This is a genomic window from Mycobacterium sp. NTMscope_Eco_3 (genome assembly GCF_976985685.1).
Map to the genome: position 1 here is coordinate 1 of NZ_CDRJYZ010000001.1, position 20,701 is coordinate 20,701.

15 protein-coding genes and 2 pseudogenes are annotated in these 20,701 nt (G+C 65.0%); 15 read left to right on the plus strand and 2 right to left on the minus strand.

Translation table 11 applies throughout. The annotated features are described in order from the left end of the window. Window positions 1-124: 124 nt before the first annotated feature. From AC0KTM_RS00005 to AC0KTM_RS00020, 4 genes and pseudogenes are all read left to right on the plus strand, one after another. A pseudogene (locus tag AC0KTM_RS00005) lies at window positions 125-1,138 on the plus strand (IS256 family transposase); the annotation flags it as partial. A gap of 116 nt (window positions 1,139-1,254) precedes the next feature. Further along, entirely contained in the window at window positions 1,255-2,304 is a 1,050-nt protein-coding gene (locus AC0KTM_RS00010; protein WP_007172498.1) for a tyrosine-type recombinase/integrase, read from the plus strand. Beyond that, the gene (locus AC0KTM_RS00015) at window positions 2,301-4,244 is read left to right on the plus strand and encodes a tyrosine-type recombinase/integrase (protein WP_007172497.1); all 1,944 of its coding nucleotides are present in this window, start codon (window positions 2,301-2,303) and stop codon (window positions 4,242-4,244) included. The genes AC0KTM_RS00010 and AC0KTM_RS00015 overlap by 4 nt, the downstream gene beginning before the upstream one ends. Window positions 4,245-4,290: 46 nt before the next feature. Then, window positions 4,291-4,509: pseudogene (locus AC0KTM_RS00020) on the plus strand (transposase); the annotation flags it as partial. Window positions 4,510-4,861: 352 nt separating this feature from the next. Here the strand turns inward: AC0KTM_RS00020 and AC0KTM_RS00025 are convergent. Continuing rightward, entirely contained in the window at window positions 4,862-5,953 is a 1,092-nt protein-coding gene (locus AC0KTM_RS00025; RefSeq protein ID WP_007172599.1) for a tyrosine-type recombinase/integrase, read from the minus strand. A gap of 838 nt (window positions 5,954-6,791) precedes the next feature. Between AC0KTM_RS00025 and AC0KTM_RS00030 the strand changes: the two genes are divergently transcribed. The 5 genes from AC0KTM_RS00030 (at window position 6,792) to AC0KTM_RS00050 (ending at window position 11,986) form a co-directional block, all read left to right on the plus strand. Continuing rightward, the gene (locus AC0KTM_RS00030; RefSeq protein WP_174814220.1) at window positions 6,792-7,334 is read left to right on the plus strand and encodes a hypothetical protein; all 543 of its coding nucleotides are present in this window, start codon (window positions 6,792-6,794) and stop codon (window positions 7,332-7,334) included. Window positions 7,335-7,921: 587 nt separating this feature from the next. Further along, the gene (locus tag AC0KTM_RS00035; protein ID WP_007172118.1) at window positions 7,922-8,638 is read left to right on the plus strand and encodes a ParA family protein; all 717 of its coding nucleotides are present in this window, start codon (window positions 7,922-7,924) and stop codon (window positions 8,636-8,638) included. Beyond that, window positions 8,638-9,528, plus strand: a complete 891-nt coding sequence (locus AC0KTM_RS00040) for a ParB/RepB/Spo0J family partition protein (RefSeq protein ID WP_007172119.1) — start codon at window positions 8,638-8,640, stop codon at window positions 9,526-9,528. The genes AC0KTM_RS00035 and AC0KTM_RS00040 overlap by 1 nt, the downstream gene beginning before the upstream one ends. Before the next feature lie 275 nt (window positions 9,529-9,803). Beyond that, window positions 9,804-10,886, plus strand: coding sequence for a hypothetical protein (locus AC0KTM_RS00045; RefSeq protein WP_075630248.1), 1,083 nt, complete (start codon window positions 9,804-9,806; stop codon window positions 10,884-10,886). Between the two features lie 59 nt (window positions 10,887-10,945). Further along, window positions 10,946-11,986 (plus strand): C40 family peptidase, encoded by a 1,041-nt coding sequence (locus AC0KTM_RS00050; protein ID WP_051445829.1) that lies wholly within the window; start codon window positions 10,946-10,948, stop codon window positions 11,984-11,986. Here AC0KTM_RS00050 and AC0KTM_RS00055 read toward each other — a convergent pair. After that, entirely contained in the window at window positions 11,934-12,605 is a 672-nt protein-coding gene (locus tag AC0KTM_RS00055) for a helix-turn-helix transcriptional regulator (protein ID WP_007172122.1), read from the minus strand. The genes AC0KTM_RS00050 and AC0KTM_RS00055 overlap by 53 nt on opposite strands. A 333-nt stretch (window positions 12,606-12,938) precedes the next feature. Here AC0KTM_RS00055 and AC0KTM_RS00060 point away from each other — a divergent pair, with 333 nt between their 5' ends. The 6 genes from AC0KTM_RS00060 to AC0KTM_RS00085 all read left to right on the plus strand — a co-directional run bounded on the left by AC0KTM_RS00060 (window position 12,939) and on the right by AC0KTM_RS00085 (window position 20,631). After that, window positions 12,939-13,349 carry a WhiB family transcriptional regulator gene (locus AC0KTM_RS00060; protein WP_072501167.1) on the plus strand — a complete coding sequence of 137 codons (411 nt, stop codon included), beginning with the start codon at window positions 12,939-12,941 and terminating at the stop codon, window positions 13,347-13,349. Continuing rightward, complete coding sequence (locus tag AC0KTM_RS00065; RefSeq protein WP_007172124.1) at window positions 13,342-13,665, plus strand: hypothetical protein; 324 nt, start codon at window positions 13,342-13,344, stop codon at window positions 13,663-13,665. Before AC0KTM_RS00060 ends, AC0KTM_RS00065 begins: the two co-directional genes overlap by 8 nt. 14 nt (window positions 13,666-13,679) lie before the next feature. After that, window positions 13,680-14,165 (plus strand): hypothetical protein, encoded by a 486-nt coding sequence (locus tag AC0KTM_RS00070; protein ID WP_046184891.1) that lies wholly within the window; start codon window positions 13,680-13,682, stop codon window positions 14,163-14,165. Between the two features lie 15 nt (window positions 14,166-14,180). Then, window positions 14,181-14,345, plus strand: coding sequence for a hypothetical protein (locus AC0KTM_RS00075; RefSeq protein WP_007172126.1), 165 nt, complete (start codon window positions 14,181-14,183; stop codon window positions 14,343-14,345). Between the two features lie 188 nt (window positions 14,346-14,533). Then, window positions 14,534-15,142 carry a hypothetical protein gene (locus AC0KTM_RS00080; RefSeq protein WP_033717261.1) on the plus strand — a complete coding sequence of 203 codons (609 nt, stop codon included), beginning with the start codon at window positions 14,534-14,536 and terminating at the stop codon, window positions 15,140-15,142. A 236-nt stretch (window positions 15,143-15,378) separates the two neighbouring features. Further along, on the plus strand, window positions 15,379-20,631 hold the full coding sequence (locus AC0KTM_RS00085; RefSeq protein ID WP_007172128.1) for a hypothetical protein: 5,253 nt from the start codon (window positions 15,379-15,381) through the stop codon (window positions 20,629-20,631). Window positions 20,632-20,701: the final 70 nt, after the last annotated feature.

Here is a 20,701-nt window from a genome sequence, read left to right on the forward strand (position 1 = left end):
GTTGCGTCCAGCAGAGTGGTGTACGAGCCGGTGATGACCGGCGTGTCGTAGCCGGATGAATGAAGGTCATCGCGTGATTCTTCGAGGGACCGACCAAAGTCACTCGAGCAAAGGAATCAACGCGATGACCATTGCCCACGATATCGACCTGTCTGCCGTGCTGGCCGAACGACTCACCACCACGCACCCTGATGTGCTGCGCGAGTTGTTGGCCGCCTTCATTCACGCCCTGATGGGCGCCGAAGCCGACGCGGTGTGCGGTGCCGGCTACGGCCAGCGCAGCAGCGAGCGCACCAATTCCCGCAACGGGTATCGGCACCGCGAGTTTGACACCCGCGCAGGCACATTGGATCTGGCGATTCCCAAGCTAAGGCAAGGTTCGTACTTCCCGGACTGGCTGCTGGAACGGCGCAAACGCGCCGAGCGGGCCCTGACCACGGTGGTGGCTACCTGCTACCTGCTGGGCGTTTCGACGCGGCGGATGGACAAACTCGTCGAGACTCTGGGCATCACCAGCTTGTCGAAGTCCCAGGTCAGCGTGATGGCCAAAGAGCTCGACGCCGCGGTCGAGGCGTTCCGGACCCGGCCACTGGATGCAGGCCCGTACACGTTCATGGCTGCTGACGCCCTGGTGCTCAAGGTTCGCGAAGCAGGCCGGGTGGTCAACGTGCACGCGCTGATCGCCACCGGGGTCAACGCCGAGGGCTACCGCGAAATCCTGGGCATCGACGTCACCACCGCCGAGGACGGGGCCGGCTGGCTGACCTTCCTGCGGTCGCTGACCGCCCGCGGCCTATCAGGGGTCCGTCTGGTCACTTCCGACGCCCACGCCGGTCTGGTGGCCGCGATCGGCGCCACCCTGCCTGGGGCATCGTGGCAACGGTGTCGCACCCACTACGCCACCAACCTGATGGCCATCACTCCGAAATCATCGTGGCCGTGGGTACGCACACTACTGCATTCGGTCTTCGATCAACCTGACGCCGGTTCCGTTGCAGCCCAATATGACCGCATCATCGACGCACTGGCCGACAAGCTCCCCAAGGTCGCCGACCACCTCGAAGACGCCCGCGCCGACCTGCTCGCCTTCACCGCCTTCCCCAAACAAATTTGGCGGCAGATCTGGTCCAACAACCCACTATCCGTTAACCGGCTCTCCGGGGACACGGTTCGGGCTGCAGCGTGAGGTTCACGCACAAGCGCTGAGCACGGATGGATGCTGTCTGCATCTCGGTGGGGGAAGGCGGAGCGGCGATGCGGGTACTCAAGAGCGACAGCGGATATGTCCTGGAGGGCGACTGGGACGGGCAGGACGCGGTGAACGCGTTTCTCAACCATTTGGCGGGACGGGGGTTCAGCGCGGCCACGGTGCGGGCCTACGCATTCGACGTCGCCAATTTGAGCCGGTTCCTCGTCCAGCAAGCGGTCGGGCTCGCCGCGGTCGATGCGCCGTTGGTGTTCGACTGGATCGACTGGCAAGGCGTCCGCCGAACGGACCAGCCCACCGGCGGTCACCGCTCGTCGACCCCGCCGGCAGCTTCGACGGTGAACCGCCGGGTCGCGGCAGTGCGCGCGTTATTCGAGTATCTGGTGATGACCGGTGTCTGCACCGACAATCCGGTGCCGTCGCCGCGGCGGGGACAGGGGCTGCGCCAGTCGCAGCGGGGGTTGCTCGGTCATCTGGGTCCCGGGCGTGCACGCAGTGGCGGTAGGTTGGTGCGTCAGCCGCAGCGTCTTCCGGAATCGTTGTCCACCAACGATGTCGACGCGTTCCTGGCGACACTGGCAACGCACCGGGACCGGGCGATGGTGCTGGTGATGCTACTCGGAGGGCTGCGTTCGGCCGAGGCGCGTGGCCTGCTGCTCGCCGACGTCGATATGGGCCGGCGCCGGCTTCGGGTGATCGGCAAGGGCGGCAAGGAACGTCATGTCCCGGTCGATGCGGCGTTCTTCACCGAGCTCGCCGCCTACCTGCGATGGGAGCGGCCGCCGGGGTTGGCGACGCCGCAGTGCTTCGTAGTGCTGCGCGGCCCGACGACCGGTGCACCGGTCAGCGAGGCCGGGCTGCGCAGCCTGTTCCGTCGGCACCGGGAGACCTCTGGCGCCACAAGAGTCCGCCCGCACCGTTTACGGCATACCTACGGCACCGAATTGTCGGCGGCCGGAATCGATCTGCTGGCGTTGCGGGCGTTGATGGGGCATGTCTCGCCGGAGACCACGGCCCGCTACGTGCATTTGTCGATCGAGCAGCTCGCCGCCGAATACGGTGCTGCTCGTGCGACGTTGGCCGGAGCCCGGCAGTGACCACGGTGTTGGTCGGCCAACCCGTAGGCGCCGACGAGGTGGTGGCGGATTATCTCGACCACGTCGCCACCCTGGGTTTGAGCGGGCGGGCGGTACGCGACCGGATTCGGATCGCTCGCGACTTCACCGCACGCCACCGCGACCTGCACGCCTGGATGACGCTGCCGGCAGCCGAGCGGATCGCCGAGATACGGGACACCGGGGCGTGGCCGCTGATCTGTCACACGATCGGCACCGGCCGGTTACGGCTGGACGTCGAGCTGGCCGCGGTCAAACAGTTGACCGGGCTGGGCCGCGCAGTGGAGGACCGGGATCCGAGCGGATTCGCCGCGTTGCGGAATGCGGGAATTCGGTTGGGCTGGAGGAGTTCCTGGGTCGAGACGGTCCTCGGCGAATGTCTGGCGGTAGTGCTGGCACACCACGGCGGAATGGTCGCCGACCTGACCGGCGACGCGCTCGACGACTTCGACGCCGCGCTGTCACGTACCGTGGTGCCGCCATCGTCGCGGCGGGCATACAGGGGGCGGCTGGCCAGCCTGCGGCAGCTGTTGTTCGAGACCGCGGTCATCGACACCGCGCCGAAACGCCGGCGGTGGGCCCGTAGCCTCGAGCAGCGCTTCACCGAGGTGGAGATGCCCGACCCGATCCGTCAGACGTTGCTGCGCTACATCGGCGTGCGCGCGGCGGTGCTGCGGCCCAAATCGGTCGAGTCGCTGATCAACGACCTGCTGCCCTTCGCCGAATACCTCACCGCTCACCATCCCGACGTCATCAGCCTGCGTGAACTCGACCGGAGCTGCATCGAGGGCTACCTGAAATGGAATCGCACCCGGGGCTGGCGTGGTCAGCGCGCCGCCGCGGGCGCCGGGCGCACCGTCTCGGCCGCGGTGGCCCAGTCGGCAGTGCTCAGTCTGCGCAACCTGCTCGACGACATCACCGCCTGGGGCTGGGCGCAGGCCCCACCACGGCGGTTGGTATTCGCCGCCGACGTCCCCAAACTCGACCAGCCGTTGCCACGCGCGCTAGCACCCGATGTGGACGCGGCAGTGATGAACGCCGTTGCCCACCTGCAGGATCCGTTCGCCCGCATCGGCCTGACCGTGCTGCGTGGTGCCGGCCTGCGGGCGGGGGAACTGCTCGACCTCGAACTGGGCAGCATCATCGACTACGGACCGGCCGGAACCTGGCTGAAGGTGCCACTGGGCAAGCTCGCCACCGAACGCATGGTCCCGCTCTCCGCCGCGACCCTCGCCGCGCTCGACGAGTGGGTCGCCCTCCGCGGCACGCACCGGCCGCTGCCGCACCCACGCACCGGCGTGCTCACCGACTTTCTGTTCACCCGGCACGGACGCCGCCTGGGCTACACCCGGCTGCGCAACGGGCTGCTCACCGCCGCTGAATCCGCCGGGTTGCACCGTCCCGACGGCGGCGTCCTGATGGTCACTCCACATCAGTTGCGCCACACCTGGGCCACCGAACTCGCCAACGCCGGGATGAGTCTGCAGGCCTTGATGTCCTTACTCGGGCACGTCACTCCACAAATGACGATCCGCTACGCCACCCTGGCCTCGCCCACCCTGCGCGCGGCCTACGACGAAGCGATGGGCAAGATGCGCCGCCAGTTCACCCTCACCCCGGTCGGCAAACCGATCCTGCCCGACAAGGTCGGCTGGCTGCACAGTGAAATGCTGAAAACCCGCGTTGCACACGGATACTGCGCTCGCCACGAATCCGCGGGCGCGTGCCCTTATGCCAACATCTGCGAAACCTGCGACAACTACGTCACCGCCCCCGAATTCCGCGACACGCTCACCGACCAACTCGCCGACGTCCAGGCCCTCAGAACCGACGCCGAGTGCCGCGGCTGGACCGACGAAGCCGCCCGCCACGACCGCGTCGCCCACGCCCTTACCGACCACCTCCAGCGCCTCGATCGATGAACATCCCACCCCGACGGGTTGACCCGCCCCCGAGGGCCGGATAAAAGAACGACTCAACAAGGAAATCCGCCGGCGCACCGACGTCGTCGGAATCTTCCCCGACCGCAACGCCCTAATCCGCCTCGTCGGCGCGGTGCTGGCCGAACAACACGACGAATGGGCCGAATCCCGCCGCTACCTCGGCCTCGACGTCCTCAGCAAATCCCGCGCCGACCACACGCCATCAACAGAACAGGAGGACACCCCGGCGGCACTGACCGCCTAAACCACCAAGTCGAAGAATCACACGACGACGTCGTACACCACGTCCCTGGACTTGACCGTCGCATAACCCCGGGGTCGGCTGTGTTCAGCGGGGGCGTGTGGCCTCCGCTCAATTGGGTTTGAGTCCTTTACACTTGATGAAGTGCGCTCCGATGCGGCCGGTTAAACAAACGGCTTCGGGACCAGCGTTGGGGATGACCTCCGGGTCTGCGCTCTAGTCGAATGGCCCCGGCCTCGCCAACCTGGCTTGAGGCCGGGGTCTAACGATTGGGTCTCCCTTCCCGTGCGATTGCCAGACAGCCTTGCCGCCACCTCGATCCCTGAGAAATGGGACGAAACAGGGCCAAACCGGATCAGCTGCGGCCCGCACGAAAAGTATCGTCGAGCGAGTCAAGCGCGGTTGCGATGTCGTCAAGCTCGTCGTCGAAGAGATCCGCGTAGGTGTGTGCGGTCACGGTGATTGATGCGTGGCCCATTGCCTTTTGCAGGAGTCGCAAGTCGGCGCCGGCCCGTCGTGACAGCGATGCGTAGGTATGCCGTAGGTCATGCACACGCAAGTTGTCCCGGCCGATCTCAGTCACAGACTTCCGCCAGTTGACCGCACGCTTCCAGTTCTCCAGGCTCAGCCGGGAACCCTTCGGCGACGCGATCGCCGGCGCGCCACAGGGTCGTGCGTCGAGCCGCGCCTTAAGTGCCGGCATCAAGCGCTCGGGGATTGGGACAGAACGTCGGCCGGCTTGCGATTTCGGGTTCCCTTCAACGAGTTTGCCGCCGACTTGGGTCATCGACCGGCGAACACGGATTCGACGAGCGCCCAGGTCGACATCCTCGACATTGAGGCCGGTGAGTTCACCGAATCGTAGGCCTGTGTAAGCCAGGAGCAAGACGACGTCACCTTGAGCGCCGCATGTTTGGGCAAGTGTTGCGACTTCGCCGACGGTTAGATAGACGTGTGTGGCTTGCCGCATCGGTGGGAATTTGGTGCGTGATGCGGGGTTCTTGCCGAGGAGCTGGTCTTCCTCGACGGCGCGGTCAAGGGTCATCTTGAGGACCGAGTGCGTCCACCTCACGGTCCGCGGTCCGAGACCCGACGCTGACATGGCATTCACCCATCGTTGGATCGACTCGTGGTCGATTCTTGCGATCGGCCACGAACCAAACTGTGGCTCGATACGCAGCCTCCAGTTGTCTTCGTATCCGCGGCGGACTTTCGCGCTCAGGTCGGGTCGGGAGGCTAGCCACGATCGATAGACGTTGCGGAGCAGGATTTTGCCGCCGCGTGGGTCCACCCTGACGCCCGCGGCGCTGTCGGTGACGAGCCTTGCTTCGAACTGGCGCGCCTCCCGCTCTGTTCGGAAGCTCTTCTTGCGCTTCGAACGATCCGGTAGGCGCCATTGGACGTCATAACGCACGCCGTCCTTCGTCTCGCGGCGCTTTATGGCCAAGATTCCTCCGGAATGACGTTGGGGGAATTGAGGATCAGTGCCTGCAGCCAGCAGTGAGCGTGTGCAAGCTTGATCGTTAGCTCAAAATTTGCGGTTGTGCTAAGTCGTGGGTGAGGGCGAATCGCTCTACACCCGAGTCGATTCCAGCCAATCTTTGACGTCATCCAGTAACCATCGACGGTGCCGATCGCTAAGCCTGAGGTGATGTGGACCAGGCGCATCAATCCCACGTTCCCGCCTGGCCGCCCAATCATGCAGCGTTGAGACCGGAACTCCGGTCATTGCTCGAACTTCATGAGCGGTGAGCATGACCGACGCATTTTCTATAGTCATCGTCTCCAACCCCGTCTCCCGCCGTTGGTACTGGCCGGCAGGTCATACCGAGATCATGAGGCATAGTTCTCGATTCCCGCTACCAGCAGTGCGACATTCGATCGGAAATGCACCGTCGAGTGCGGTCAGGGGGTCGAATCTGCGAGACCGGCTTTAGGAGAGCGGTCAAGCCCTTCTGGTTGAGGTCCAGAAGGGGTGTCTGAGCTGGTCATATAGCGCCATCGCACACCAAGCGAAACCACCGCGTGCCGACCAGTGCAGATAGCGGGTTTCAGGCTGCTGTGGTACGGGTCTCGTTGGCATAAGTGTGTCGTAGCGCGTGAACGAGCGCACCCGACCGTTTCCCGGATCGGACAGGTGGTTGTGGTGAGTGGTGCGGATCGGTGCGGATGTGTTGCATTGGTGGGCAGTTGATTTGGCGACAGTGGGTGCGGACAAATGGGGACACAGATGATGTTGGTCAGGTTGGTAGAGCGCGACGATGGGTGTGTCCTATGGTTCCCACGTGGTGAACATCAATTCGAAATCGGCGGCGCGCAAGCGTGTCCGGGAGGCGCAGCATAAGGCCAACGAGGCACGTCTGGAGCGTGAGCGTCAAAATGTCGATGACGCTGCGTCGTTTCTCGTCGAGATTGGGCGGCTGGTCGCCGTCGACGAGTGGGAGCGCAACCGTATCCTCGAGATACGCGCAGAGGGGGAGCGGCGCCGTCACGAACACCGCCAGGCTGGCGCGACAGCGGTGGCCCGGATGCAAGGCCGTGGTGAAAGCCTCACTGCGATCGCTGAACTGGCGGGAGTCAAAGTCGGTGAGGTGCGCGCGGTGTTGAAGTCTGCCGACGCGCAGGCAGCGCCACGCGCGGATGCACTAGGCGCGGAAGGCAGCGCGGCGCGGGGCGCAGGAGAGGGCGCGGTGCCGGAAGCCGGCGGTGGCGCAGCCACCGACGCCGCGGCGCAAGCACTAGGTTCGGTAGACGCCGCCGCGCGAGAGGTCGGCGGTGGCGTGCCCAACAACGTGGCGGCACAAGCACTAGGTGCTGGTGCGCCGTGAACCGTCGACCGACGGTGTCGGTGAGGTCGTCAAGCGTCGGTGCACGTGCGAACGACTATGGGGGCGCTTTGTGGGTGGACCCGGTTGTGCATGCCAGCGGATGCCGCCGGTTCGACTCCTACGTCGTGCGGGGCCCCGGCGCAATCAACGCCCCGATCCACGAGTGCCCGAGGAAGTGGTCACCCTCTCGGCGGCGGCTGCCGGCCAACGTCATGATGTGGCCGGATGCCATCGGGAGCGGCGAGTCGATGAGGCGCGCGCACAACTCACTGCCGCGGCGGAATCGCGTGACTTTTGGGGTGATGATCTGAGCCCGGCATGTCCAGTTTTCCGCGGAAAACTGGCCTGTCGCTCGTCAATCGACGCAAGTCATGGACTCGCTGATGTGATTGACGGACCGGGAAGGCGCGAAAGACGGCATGCGATCTCCGGTTGGATCTGGGCAGTTTTCCGCGGAAAACTGGCGAGATGTAATGCACAATTCAGCGTGTCTGAGGGGCGGTCGTTCGGTCAGCGACGTATTTCCTGGCGGCCGGTTCCCGGAGTGGGCCGCAGCCGCGGCCCAAGCGCACCAAGGTCTTCTCCCCATGACTAAAGTTGTCACTGTTTTGAACCAAAAAGGCGGTGTCGGCAAGAGCACCGCGACCGTCAATCTGGCCGCCGTACGAGCCCAAAAACTGACCGCATATCTCGAGCCCGACGCGTTCTCGCCGGTGGCTGCGGTCTCGATAGACCCGCAGGGGTCGGCAAAATGGTGGGCCAACCGGGTCGACGCACTCCCCTTCCATCTTGTCCAAGCGCACGACGATCCCCTCGAATGGCTGCAGCAGCTCAACAACCTGCCCGGTATTGTCGAGGTCTACGTCGATACCGCCGGCTGGTTCGACCTCGACGCGGACTCCTCTCGAGATGGTCTAGGTGACGGATACTCCGCCGATGCACTGCGGACCGTCCTCGACGTCACCGCCGAAGCGATCGTCCCGGTGCTGCCGGCGCCGATGTGCTTCGACCCAACCGCGCGCACGATCCGTAAGCTTCTCGAACCGCGCAACATCCCCTACCGGGTCTTCATCAATGATTGGGACCCGCGCGATGGCGAACACTGGTTAAAGCAAACGCAGAAGTTCATTCGCGGACAGGGATGGCCCTTAGCCGAGACGGTAGTGCGGCACTACAAGATTCACACGAATGCCTGCAGCGAGGGCGTCGTGGTCACCCAGTACAAGAAGAGTGGCTCGGCGGCCAACGCGGCGGCTGACTTCTACAAGCTCGCCGACGAACTGAACATGGTAGGAGTCCGGTAATGGGGCGCGGTGGTGTCAAGACATTCGATGATCTCGTCGATGCTGTTGGCGACAACTCATCTGTTGACGGAAACGCGAAGATTCCCGTCGTCGCCCCACGGTCGGGCCTGTCGCGGTCGGTGGCTCTACGAGACCTGGTCGGCAACCCACACAACCCGCGCGATTCGGTCGGTGACCTCGACGAGTTGGCCTCCATCGTTGACTTCCAACTACAGCCCGTAGTTGTTGTCACCCGAGGAGCATTTCAAAACATCTACCCCGAGACCACGATTTCGGCGCGGTGGGTAGTAATCATCGGCAACCGGCGGTTGGCCGCCGCGCACAAGTTCGGCCGACCCGAGCTCGACATCGTGATCAAAGACGAACTCGCCAATGATCGCGCAACGCTGCTCACGGCTGTAATCTCCGAGAACGTCGACCGCTCGGGATTCGACGTGATCGAGGAAGCCAAAGCTGTCGAGAGGCTAGTGGGGGAGTACGGCAGCGCTGACGCCGCGGCCGAACATCTTCGTAAGAGCAAGACGTGGGTGTCACATCGGCGCGCGCTACTCAAACTGGCACCCGATCTTCAGGAAGCCACCCGCAGGGGCGATCTGGCGATTCGCGAAGCGCGTTCACTTGCCCAGGTTCCGCTCGCACAGCAGGTGGCCCGGTGGAAGGCCGCTCGCGGCCGGCGCAGTGAAGGGGCCAACACCGCCAATGAAACCGAAGACGGCAATTCGGATTCGGCGGCACGAGACGAACCAACGGCGCCGCCGCTGCGCTCGGTGACGCGGGCGCTTCGAAAGTTCGACGCGGATCCACGCGCCCTGGCGATAGCGTTGCGCGATCAACTTGGCGATAAAGGAGCCAGGACACTGGTCGGCCAGCTCAGGAAGTTGCTCACATAGCATCGCGAGGGTCAGTTTTCCGTGGAAAGCTGACCCATCCATCGAGGTGGCGTGGCATACTGCACGCTCAGCCACACTCAATTATGTTGGGCGTCAAGCGGTTTCGGTGGCACCGTTCGATATCGCAGGTGGTGGTTGTCGGCGTCAACACCGGCGAGCCGAAAGCCAAACGCACCCCACGGCAACGCTCACAGCTGGGAGCGCTGGGAGGCGTGAGCGGCGAAGTTGGTGCTGGTGATAGCCGCGTGGGCGCGGTTTAGGTGATACTGCCGGGTATGTCGCTCGATGAGGTGGTGGCTGAGGCTGGCCGTGTATTGGGCGATGCGCGCAGGCTTTTCGGGGCGGCGCCGATGATTAACGGGGGTTGGTCATCAACGTCGGGACTGGTGACGGGTCGCCAGGTTGTGGCAGGCGCGGGACAGGCCGCCGCCGCAGGCTGGGGTGGTGCGGCGGCCACCGGGTACGGCGTTGCCAACACTGGGCAGCTATTTTCCCTGGATCACACCATCGCCGCCGACGCGGGGACCGGCCCGCCGCTGACCGGCGTGGGAGAGGCTGCTGCCGCGGGTGGCGGGGGCATGGATGGGGTGATCACCGATACCCGTTCGGGGGTGGCCGCGATCGCTCCTGCCACCGGAACCCCGGCAGGCAAGCGGGAATTGGTGACGCATTTGCAAAGCCAGCTGGATCGGGCCAAGGCCCTGTTGCGCATCTGTGAGCGGCGCAATATGGAGCTGGCGGCGTTGATCGGGCGAGGTGCCGGCGGCTACGGCGCAGGGATGGGCGCGATGCCGATGGGCGCCGGCGCCATGACCGGTGGCATGCCGATGGGCGGCCTGGGCGCCGCCGGCGGGGGAGTGGGCAGCCCACTTTCTATCCCCGGCCTCGACACCGCCCTGTCCGGGCTTACCCGAAACCACCACCACACCAACCCCGAGCCGGATCAGGGATTGAACCTGGCCGCCGAGCCCGCAGGTCCAGGGGCCGACCGCGTCCGCGCGGCGATCCGCAAAGCCCTCGACATCGAAGGCGTTCATGATCCCGTAGCACGTGCCCGGTGGGAAGCCGGGATGATGCTGGTGGCTAAACGTGAATCCGGATACCGCAACGACGCCATAAACCACACCGATGCCAACGCGCAGAGGGGAGATCCCAGCGGAGGGTCGTTCCAATTCACCGGTGCAACGTTCCGGCAGTATCACCAGCCGGGCACAGCAAGTAGCCGATTCGACGACGTATCCGAAGCGTGCGCGTTCATCAACTACGCCCGCGGCCGCTATTGCGTCGCAGCTGACGCGTCGAATCTGGCAGCCAACATCCAGCAGGCCGATCCCACACGACCGCCGAAGGGTTACTGAGCGGCGAAGTTGGTGCTGGTGATAGCCGCGTGGGCGCGGTTTAGGTGATACTGCCGGGTATGTCGCTCGATGAGGTGGTGGCTGAGGCTGGCCGTGTATTGGGCGATGCGCGCAGGCTTTTCGGGGCGGCGCCGATGATTAACGGGGGTTGGTCATCAACGTCGGGACTGGTGACGGGTCGCCAGGTTGTGGCAGGCGCGGGACAGGCCGCCGCCGCAGGCTGGGGTGGTGCGGCGGCCACCGGGTACGGCGTTGCCAACACTGGGCAGCTATTTTCCCTGGATCACACCATCGCCGCCGACGCGGGGACCGGCCCGCCGCTGACCGGCGTGGGAGAGGCTGCTGCCGCGGGTGGCGGGGGCATGGATGGGGTGATCACCGATACCCGTTCGGGGGTGGCCGCGATCGCTCCTGCCACCGGAACCCCGGCAGGCAAGCGGGAATTGGTGACGCATTTGCAAAGCCAGCTGGATCGGGCCAAGGCCCTGTTGCGCATCTGTGAGCGGCGCAATATGGAGCTGGCGGCGTTGATCGGGCGAGGTGCCGGCGGCTACGGCGCAGGGATGGGCGCGATGCCGATGGGCGCCGGCGCCATGACCGGTGGCATGCCGATGGGCGGCCTGGGCGCCGCCGGCGGGGGAGTGGGCAGCCCACTTTCTATCCCCGGCCTCGACACCGCCCTGTCCGGGCTTACCCGAAACCACCACCACACCAACCCCGAACTCGCCGGTGACCACGACGCCGCGATCGCTGGGGGAGGGCCATTAGCGCGCATCGCGGTCAAAGCCGCACTAACCCGCTTGGGGTGCCCCTATGTCTGGGGGGCCAAGGGGCCCAACCAATTTGACTGCTCCGGCCTGGTTCACTGGTCCTACGCTCAGGCCGGCATCACCTTGGGTCCCGACACATACACCCAGATTCACCAGGGCGCCAAGGTAGCTCATGGAAACGTCGAAGCCGGAGACCTGATCTTTCCCGAAGCAGGGCACGTCATGCTCGCCATCAGCCCAACGCAGTGCGTAGAAGCCCAGCAATCCGGTGTGCCGGTCAGGATTTCGCCGATGCCAGCCTCGTACGTGGCGCGCCGGCCGATGGCGTAGCAGTTTCGGTCGAGGCCTGCGCGTCCCCGGCGGCGTCGCGGATGACGTCGCGATACTCGTGCAGCTCGGTCAGCGCCGACATGGTCTCGCTAAACGACTTTCCGCGCACGTGCGGCAGACTCGCGACAATGAGCGACTCTAACTGCAACAGTTGATCGTCGAGGTCGCGCAGCGTTGCCTTCGCCTGTGCACTGTTGCTGTGGCGCACCAGAATCTGTGCGCATATCGCAGATATCGCCGCTATCGCCTTAGCGATTCCCAAGGCCTGCAACGTGGTGCGCGGATCGGTCGACACCGACTCGAACGAGGGCTGCGCCGTGAGCGCCGCTGCCGGGCGCGGTTGGGTCTGCGGGATGGGCTCACCGCGGCGTAGCGCATCGAGGGTGCCGCGCGGCCACTGCAGGGCATCTTCGAACTTCACGCGGTTGATCCGATGAGGAAATGACTTGCCGCGCTCAAGCAACGCGGCCGTGTTCAGCGACACATTCGCCGCGTCAGCTAGCTCTCGCTGCGTTTCCAGCCCAACTTCGACTCGGCGGTCGGCAACGGCCTTGCCGACCCGCTCTAGCGGGCTCTCGCCAGGTGGAGTCGCCTTGGTGCTCACCGTGTCCTTCGCCATCGTCGCCGCCGTCGTCGACCGACGACCTCTCGGATACTTGCAAGTTAACTATAGAAGTTGACCACGTTCAGCCACGGTCGGACACGGGATCCCAACAGATGTGCCACGCGAGAGATGCACAGAAATAGCCTGTTTAAGGCAGAAAAGCATGGTTTCGCGCAGCAGATGCGCAGGGGTGCCAATACGCTGTACGCCCTTGAACTGTGTCGACTTACTCTGCCGAAACCTTCATCTGCACTGATGTTGCCTATCAGCGCATGAGCAGCTATAAACGTAGTCAGTACACAACATACACAATATGATGCACAGGTATAATTAGGAATGGAGAGCGCCGTGACCACCATCCGACCCTTGCGAGCCGACACCGGCCTGTGCGAGTACGAAGACCCCGACACCTGGTTCAGGGGATATAGCGGGGAGCGAGAGTCGGCAGCGATCTGCACCAACTGCCCCATCATCGTCGCCTGCGCCCAGAACGCCCTCAGATTTGGCGCTACCGATGGGGTGTGGGCGAGCGTGGCCATGCCCGGCGCCCGTGACGTCGCCGCCCTCAAGGCCGCTCGAGCGCAATTACGCGAGGTCATCGCCCGCTACCGAAACCAACCCCCAGCGCTACGGCTGCGGTCCCTGCAAATCCGTCAGGCCGTGCACTTCGCGGCCACCCAGCGCGACCTGCGCCGCCGACAAGCGGCTAAACCCGCGTCCAGGGCAAGTGCGACGCTAAGGGAGAAGGCCAGTGCCTAGCAGCAGCGCAGCCACCCGCGTCCTGCGCGACGACCTGCTCGCCCAACTCCGCATCGCGCAACGGCCCCTCACGACGGCACAGTTGCGCCTGCACGCGCCTGACGTGCCGGTCGCGGGGGTCGCGATATCCTGCGCCCCGATCCACGAGCAGATCTACCGGGTGCTGTGCGGCCTTGAGCGTCAAGGCCTGCTGACCCGCGGTGGCCGTGAAGGCCGCGAGGTCACCTGGACGGCGGCCGCCAACCCCGCCGACCGCGAAATCGCCGCCCTGGAAGCCGCTTTCAGCGCCTCGGACGGCCAGCCGGCGCCACGTTGAAAGGGCGCCATCCGATGATCACATGTCCCGTTCGAGCGGCGCTGACAGCTCGGGTGCCCGAACTGGCCAACGGCTCCGTCGAAATCATTGCGGTCGCACGCGAGCCCGGACTGTTGGCTAAAGTCGCGGTCCGATCACGTGTTCGCGGGATCAACGCGGTCGCCGTCTGTATCGGGTGGGGCGGCCTGCGTATCGCCGACGTCGAAAAGCGCCTCTGCGGCGAACATGTCAGCATCATCGCCTACGACAGCGACACTGCCAGGTACGTGATCAACGCACTGGGAATCAAGTCTGCGATCGCCGAAGTCATCAACCCTGAACAGCGCCGCATCCGCGTTTACGTCAACCCCGATGACTATGCGCGCGCACTAGGCAAGGTTGGTCACAACTTGCGCCTTGTCCGGCAGCTGACCTCCTGCAGCATTCACATCCGCACCGCCACTGGCGCAAATCGTGCCCCCATGGTTGCACCACCAGGCAGTTGCCCCCGATCCCAGTAACCGAAAGGCAACCCAATGAGCGCAAACACCCTGTATGACATCGAGCTGCGCGACTGGGACCGAGTCGAAATCCTATCTGCCACATCGCAAAGCGGCGCCTACGCGGCGCGTACCGAGGTCTCGTGGTCCAACCGGAAGATCTTCACCCCGACATTATTCGACTGCGGCACAACGACATGACCTCCCCCGATGCACGCTCGGCTGCGGCACGAAGACGGGTCGCTGAGCGTCGGCTGCGCCAGTTTATGGCTAACCACGGTTACCCCGACCCCGACTCGAGCCGATCGGAGCGCACAATATGGCACGGAGGACGCGGCCAGATCCACACCAGCCGGGTCTGTTCGACATCTTCGGCGGGGACGGTGGTGGTGACGAGCCCAGAGATACGCCAGATCGTGGCGGAGGCCTACGCGGGCCCGCTCGAGCTGCCCCCGCAGTGGAGCCCAGCCCAACGCGAGACATTCCTGGACAGCCAGGCGGCCAGGATCAGCTACCAGGTCGCCGAGCTGGCGGCCGAGATGGGCGCCCAGGCGGTAGGGGCGTGGACCCGCAGCCGCGGCGAGCATCCGGATTACCTGACCAAGGCAGGGATGCTGAACACCGCACGCAGCCAGGCGATGGAGATCGTGCTCAACAACGAGCTCTACGAGCAGATCCCGACCGAGGACGGCCAGCCCAGCAACCTGTGGGGGGAGCACAACGACCCAGCGCCCGATCGCAGTCAGGTGCCCTGGGATCAACGCTGGACCCGGCCCCAGTATCGCAGCGACCCCAGCCAGAACATCGAGGCGCTGATCGCGGATCTGTGGCCGGACCCGAATTACTCGGCGGTGTTTCGGATCAAGGCCGGATACCTGCTAGCCGCCCGGGCCGAGGATGGCCTGCCCCTACCGAGCGGCCCGGACGATCCGCTCACGAGCACGCTGGCTCAGATGGTCTACACCGATCTGCGCGACGACGGCATACCCGAGCGGTAAACGCCCAGCCCTCACTGTTCGATGAGGCCGATCAGCCCACCGATCCGCGCTCGATTGACCCCGGCGGCGCCCCGCTGCCGCGGCCGAACCCGCGCACACCAGCCCACCAGCCAATCGACCCGCCGGCGGGCACCGTACAAAGCCCGGCTGTATCAGACGAACCGACTCCGGCCGCCGAGCAGCGGATAGAAGAATTCACCAGCCCCACCGATTTTCCGGCAAGCCTCGACACCCTGGTGCCATCGGGGTCCAAAGCACGCATCCGCGCCAACATTGCCGCCGTCCAGCTGCTGCGCGCCCTGCAAGACGCGCAGCGGCCGGCCACCCCAGCCGAACAACGTGTCCTGGCCACCTGGTCAGGCTGGGGTGCGGTACCCCAGGTGTTCGACCCCCGCGCCAGCGACCTCACCGCCGAACGGGACACCCTGGCCGAGTTGCTCGATCGCGACCAATACCGCCAGGCAGAGGCCTCCATCCTCAACGCCCACTACACCGATCCCGCCATCGCCGCCGTGGTGTGGGAAGCACTAGGTCGGGCCGGGTTTAGCGGTGGCAAGGTCCTCGAACCAGGTTGCGGAGCAGGAACATTCATCGCTCACGCCCCCGATGAGGCAGTCATGGTTGGTGTGGAAAGTGACGCCACCACCGCAGCCATCGCCGCCCTGCTCTACCCATCGGCCCAGATCCGCCACGAAGGTTTCGAATCCACTCACGTCCCCGAAAACAGCTTCGCCGCCGCCGTCGGCAACGTCCCCTTCGGCCGCTACGCGGTCACCGACCCCGCCCACAACCCCGCCCGTCACTCCATCCATAACCACTTCATCGTCAAATCCCTCGCGCTGATTGCCCCCGGTGGATACGTGGCTGTGCTGACCAGCCGCTACACCCTGGATGCGGCGAAATCGGTCGCCCGGCGTGACATTTCGGCCAAAGCCGACCTCATCGGCGCGATCCGGCTCCCGTCGAAGGCGTTTACGCGGGTGGCCGGCACCGAGGTCGTCACCGACCTGCTCATCCTGCGCCGCCGCGATCCCCGAACCCCCTCCCCAGACGAACTGCCCGCCTGGATCAACACCGAAGCCATCGAACTCACCGACCCCGACACCGGCGCCGGCGAAACCCTGCACATCAACTCCCATTTCGTCGCCAACCCCCACAACGTGCTCGGCCAGATGCACCTGGGCCGCGGACTCAACGGCTCCCACCAACTCGTCGTGCGCGGCACCAGCGGCACCAGCGGCACCAGCGGCACCGAGCTCGCCGAGCAGCTGCACGACCGGCTACACCTGCTCATCGACTCGGCCATGAAGCACGGGCTCGGATTAACCGCCACGCCGGCTGAACTCACCGAGGTCTCCGCAGACGTCTTCGACCCCGGCCTGATCACCGCGGCCGACCGCGGTGAGGACACCCCGCTCTACACATTGCGCTACAGCGAGGCCAACCGCGGCATCGAATACTGGGCCGGACACCAATGGGAACCCCACAAAACCCCGAAAACGCTGCTAGCAGAAACCCGCGAACTCATCGGCCTGCGCGACGTCGCCGTCAGCCTCATCGCCTCCCAACGCGACGGCCAGCCCGCCGCCGAGCGCGACCAGCTCCGCGGACACCTCAACACCCTCTACGACAACTACGTGCGCCAGCATGGCCCCCTCAACCGGTTCACCTGGGTCTATCCCACCGTCACCCAAGAACGCCACGATCAGCGCTTGGCCGCCGCCGAAACCGCCTGGCGCACCGCCGAAGGCACCCCCGAGCGCCCCTACACCGGGCCCGTGCCCGACGACGTCGCCGCGCAATGGGACACCGAGGCCTCCGAAGCGCCCGCGCCCTACAAGAAGCGGCGTCACCTCGACGGCGGAATGCGCCACGACCCCGGATGGGCACTGGTCGCCTCATTGGAAATCTTCGACGAAGACACCGGCTCCGCCCAGAAATCGCCCATCTTTTCCACCGACCTGCTCACCCCGCCGCTGGAGCGCGCCACCGCCGACACCCCCGAAGAAGCGTTGGCGGTGTGCCTGGACCGCACCCAGCGCGTCGACGTCGACCTAATCGCCAACCTGCTAGAAGTCGAAGTCGACGACGCCCGTGACCTGATCGCTGGACTGGTCTATCCCAGCCTCGACGACCCCGACGAACTCGTCCCCGCCGTGAGTGCCCTGTCCGGCAACGTGCGCACCAAACTCGCCCGCGCGCTCGATGCGGCCGAAACCAACCCGATCTACAACGACTACGCCGCCGCCCTGCAACAGGTGCTGCCGCCCCAGCGTGAAGCCCAAGACATCAAAATGCGCCCCGGGGCACCGTGGATCCCGGCCCAAGTCGTCGCCGCCTTCGCCGAGAAAACATTCGACGCCACCGGTGTGGTCGCCGAACACATCGGCGGGCGCTGGGTCGTCGACGTTGCCTCCTACAAACGCCACGGCCGGCTGATGACCGACGAATGGGGAACCGACCGACGCGGCTGCGACGCGGTCAGCCTGCTCGAGGCCGCCTGCAACTCCAAAGCCGTCCTCGTCAACAACGACGACGGTGTCCTCGACCTGCAGGCCACCTTCGCCGCCCAAGCCAAAATGGCCAAAATCAGCGAGGAATTCACCCGCTGGCTGTGGTCTGACGAGACCCGCCGCGACACCCTGGTCGCCGAATACAACCGGCGCTTCAACTCGCGGCGCGCGCCTGCCTACGACGGCTCACACATGCGTTTTCCTGGCATGTCGGATCACTTCACGCCGCACTTCTACCAGCGCAACGCCGCCGCGCGCATCATCTCCGAGCCCGCCGTTCTCTTGGATCATGTTGTCGGAGCGGGCAAGACGGGAAGCATGGTCGCTGGAGCGCTGGAACTGCGGCGCCTGGGGTTGGTACGCCAACCCTGGCTCGTGGTACCCAATGCGATCACCGAACAAGTTGGCCGCGAAGCCCAACAGTGGTATCCGGCCGCCAAGATTCTGCTCGGCTCAGCGGCCACCACCGCTGATGGACGGCGCCGCTTCATCGCCCAAACCGCCTCAAGTGATTGGGATCTCGTTGTCATCCCGCAGTCGGCGTTCACCGCGATCAACGTCTCCACGGATATGCGCGTCGACTACATCGAAAACCAGCTCGATACATTGCGCGAACAACTCCAATCCGCCGAAGCCGACCGCAGCAAAAAGCGCATCGAACTCGCCATCAAAAGCGCCAAGGCGCGGCTAGAAAAACTTGTAGCCGCCAACACCAAAGACACTGGGTTGCGGTTTGAGGAATCCGGTTGTGACTATCTGATGATCGACGAGGCCGACACGTACAAGAACTTGGGCCGCACCTGCAACATTGAAGAATTATCGTGCCCCAACGCATCGCAACGTGCCGAGGACCTCGCCCTCAAACTCACCGTGTTGCGCCAGCGGCGCCGCGACGAGGCGCTGGCCAAAGGCATTCCCGCGCACCGGGTTGTCGAACGGGTCGCGACCTTCGCCACCGGCACACCGATCAGCAACTCATTAGGCGAGCTATGGGTCATGCAAACCTACTTGCGGCCAGACCTTTTAGAGCACGCCGGGGTCGCTGACCTGGGGGACTGGGGTGCGGCGTTTACCGCGACCACCACCACCATCGAGGTCAACACCACGGGCACTAAGCTGCGGCCCGTCACGCGAGTAGGGAAGTTCACCAACCTGCCCGCCCTGCTGGCGCTGTCCTCGGTCTACACCGACGTCGTCACCCGCGACCAAGTCCCCGTCGAGCTGCCGCCGCTTCGCACCGGGCAACGCCAAATCATCAGCTTGCACCCCGACATCGAAGTCGTCGACTTCATTACCGACTTGGGCTACCGCCTCGATCATCTCGACTCACGCAATCCCCGACGCGACAACCCACTCAAAATCAGCAACGACGGGCGCAACGTGTCGTTGGATCCACGGTTGGCCCACCTGCCCAAACCCCGACACAGCCGCGCCTGCGCAGTCGCCGACGCAGCCATGCGTGTCCATTACCGCCACGCGCATCGCGCCTATACCCATCCCGACACCGGCGCGCCGGCCGGCACCGGGGCACTGCAGATCATGTTCTGCGACCGCGGCACCCCATCCAAAGACCCCGCCCAGTTCACCATCTATCAGGCGATCAAAGACGAACTCGTGGCGCGCGGCATGCCCGCAGCCGCGATCCGCTTCGTCCACGAGGCAAAAAATCTTCAAGAGATCAAAACGCTGTTCGCCCAGTGCATTAGGGGAGACGTCTCAGTGCTGATCGGTAGCACCGAGAAAATCGGCGCCGGGGTCAACGTGCAAGCCCGAGCCGCCGCCCTGCATCACGTCGACGTGCCATGGCGCCCGCGCGACCTTGAACAACGCGAAGGCCGCATTCAGCGCCAAGGCAACCAAAACCTCGACGGCATCGACATCTTCATCTACGTCACCGAAGGCTCCTACGACACCGTCATGTGGCAAAAAGTCCAAGCCAAAACGCTGTTCATCGAACAGATGCGCCGCAACGAGGTCCTCGATATCGAGATCGACGACCTTTCCGGCGGTGACATCGGGACCGCCGCCGCAGAAACCAAGGCCATCGCCACCGGCGACCCGCGCTACATACACCAAGTTGAACTCGACGACACCGTCAAACGCCTCACCGCCCTGCAGCGCGCACACAGTCAATCGGTGCGCAACCGCGACTGGCAAGTCAGTGTGCTCGAGCGCGCGATTCCCAACAAACAACGCGCCATCGACGAGCTCACTCCATTCGCCAGGGCAGCCGCCGCGCATGCCTCCGCCGGCGGGCCACCACGGCTGACCGTCGCAGACACCACCTACACCGAGCGCGTCCCCGCCTCCCACGCACTGGCTGCGGCCTGCCGGCGCGCCTACACCGCCGGCAAAGACCGCGGCGCCAGCCGCTTCGAACCCATCGGCGCCACCATCTACGGCATCGACATCCTGGCCGCCCGCGACCTCACCCACGACCAACTGCTACTACGACTAGCCGTGCCGTCGCGCACCGCAGAAATCTCCGGCCTTGAACTGTTATCCACCGGCGCAGGTCCAGGCTCCGACGTCAACGGCCCCAAACAACTCGGACTGCTGCGCCGCGTGGAAAACCTCTACACCGGCCTACCCGAACACCACGCACGACTGCAGCACGAACGCGACCGCGACCAGGCCGCCCTCGACGACTTTGTAACCAACCCCCCAGCACCGTTCGAACACGCCGACGAACTGGCCACAAAAGACGCAGAACTTAAAGCCCTCACCCTCGAGCTGCGCATGGCCGCCCAAAGCCCCGAAGCCAAAGCCAAAGCCGCCGCGGCCGAACAACGCATGGCCGCCCGCGGCCGCAAACCCGGATGGAGCCTGCTCCTGAACCCCACACCGGCCCTGGTCGAAGAACTCGGCTACCCCAGCGCCGATGCCCTACGCAAAATTGTCCGCGCCCGAGAACGCCTCGCCCTCGAACAACACGACCACCAGCAAGGCCTCGCCGGTCCCGAGCACGACTTCTGAATATCCAAACCGGAAGTTAGACACTACATTCGAACGGTCCCTTGTGTGGCGCTGAAGTTCCCCGTGCCCT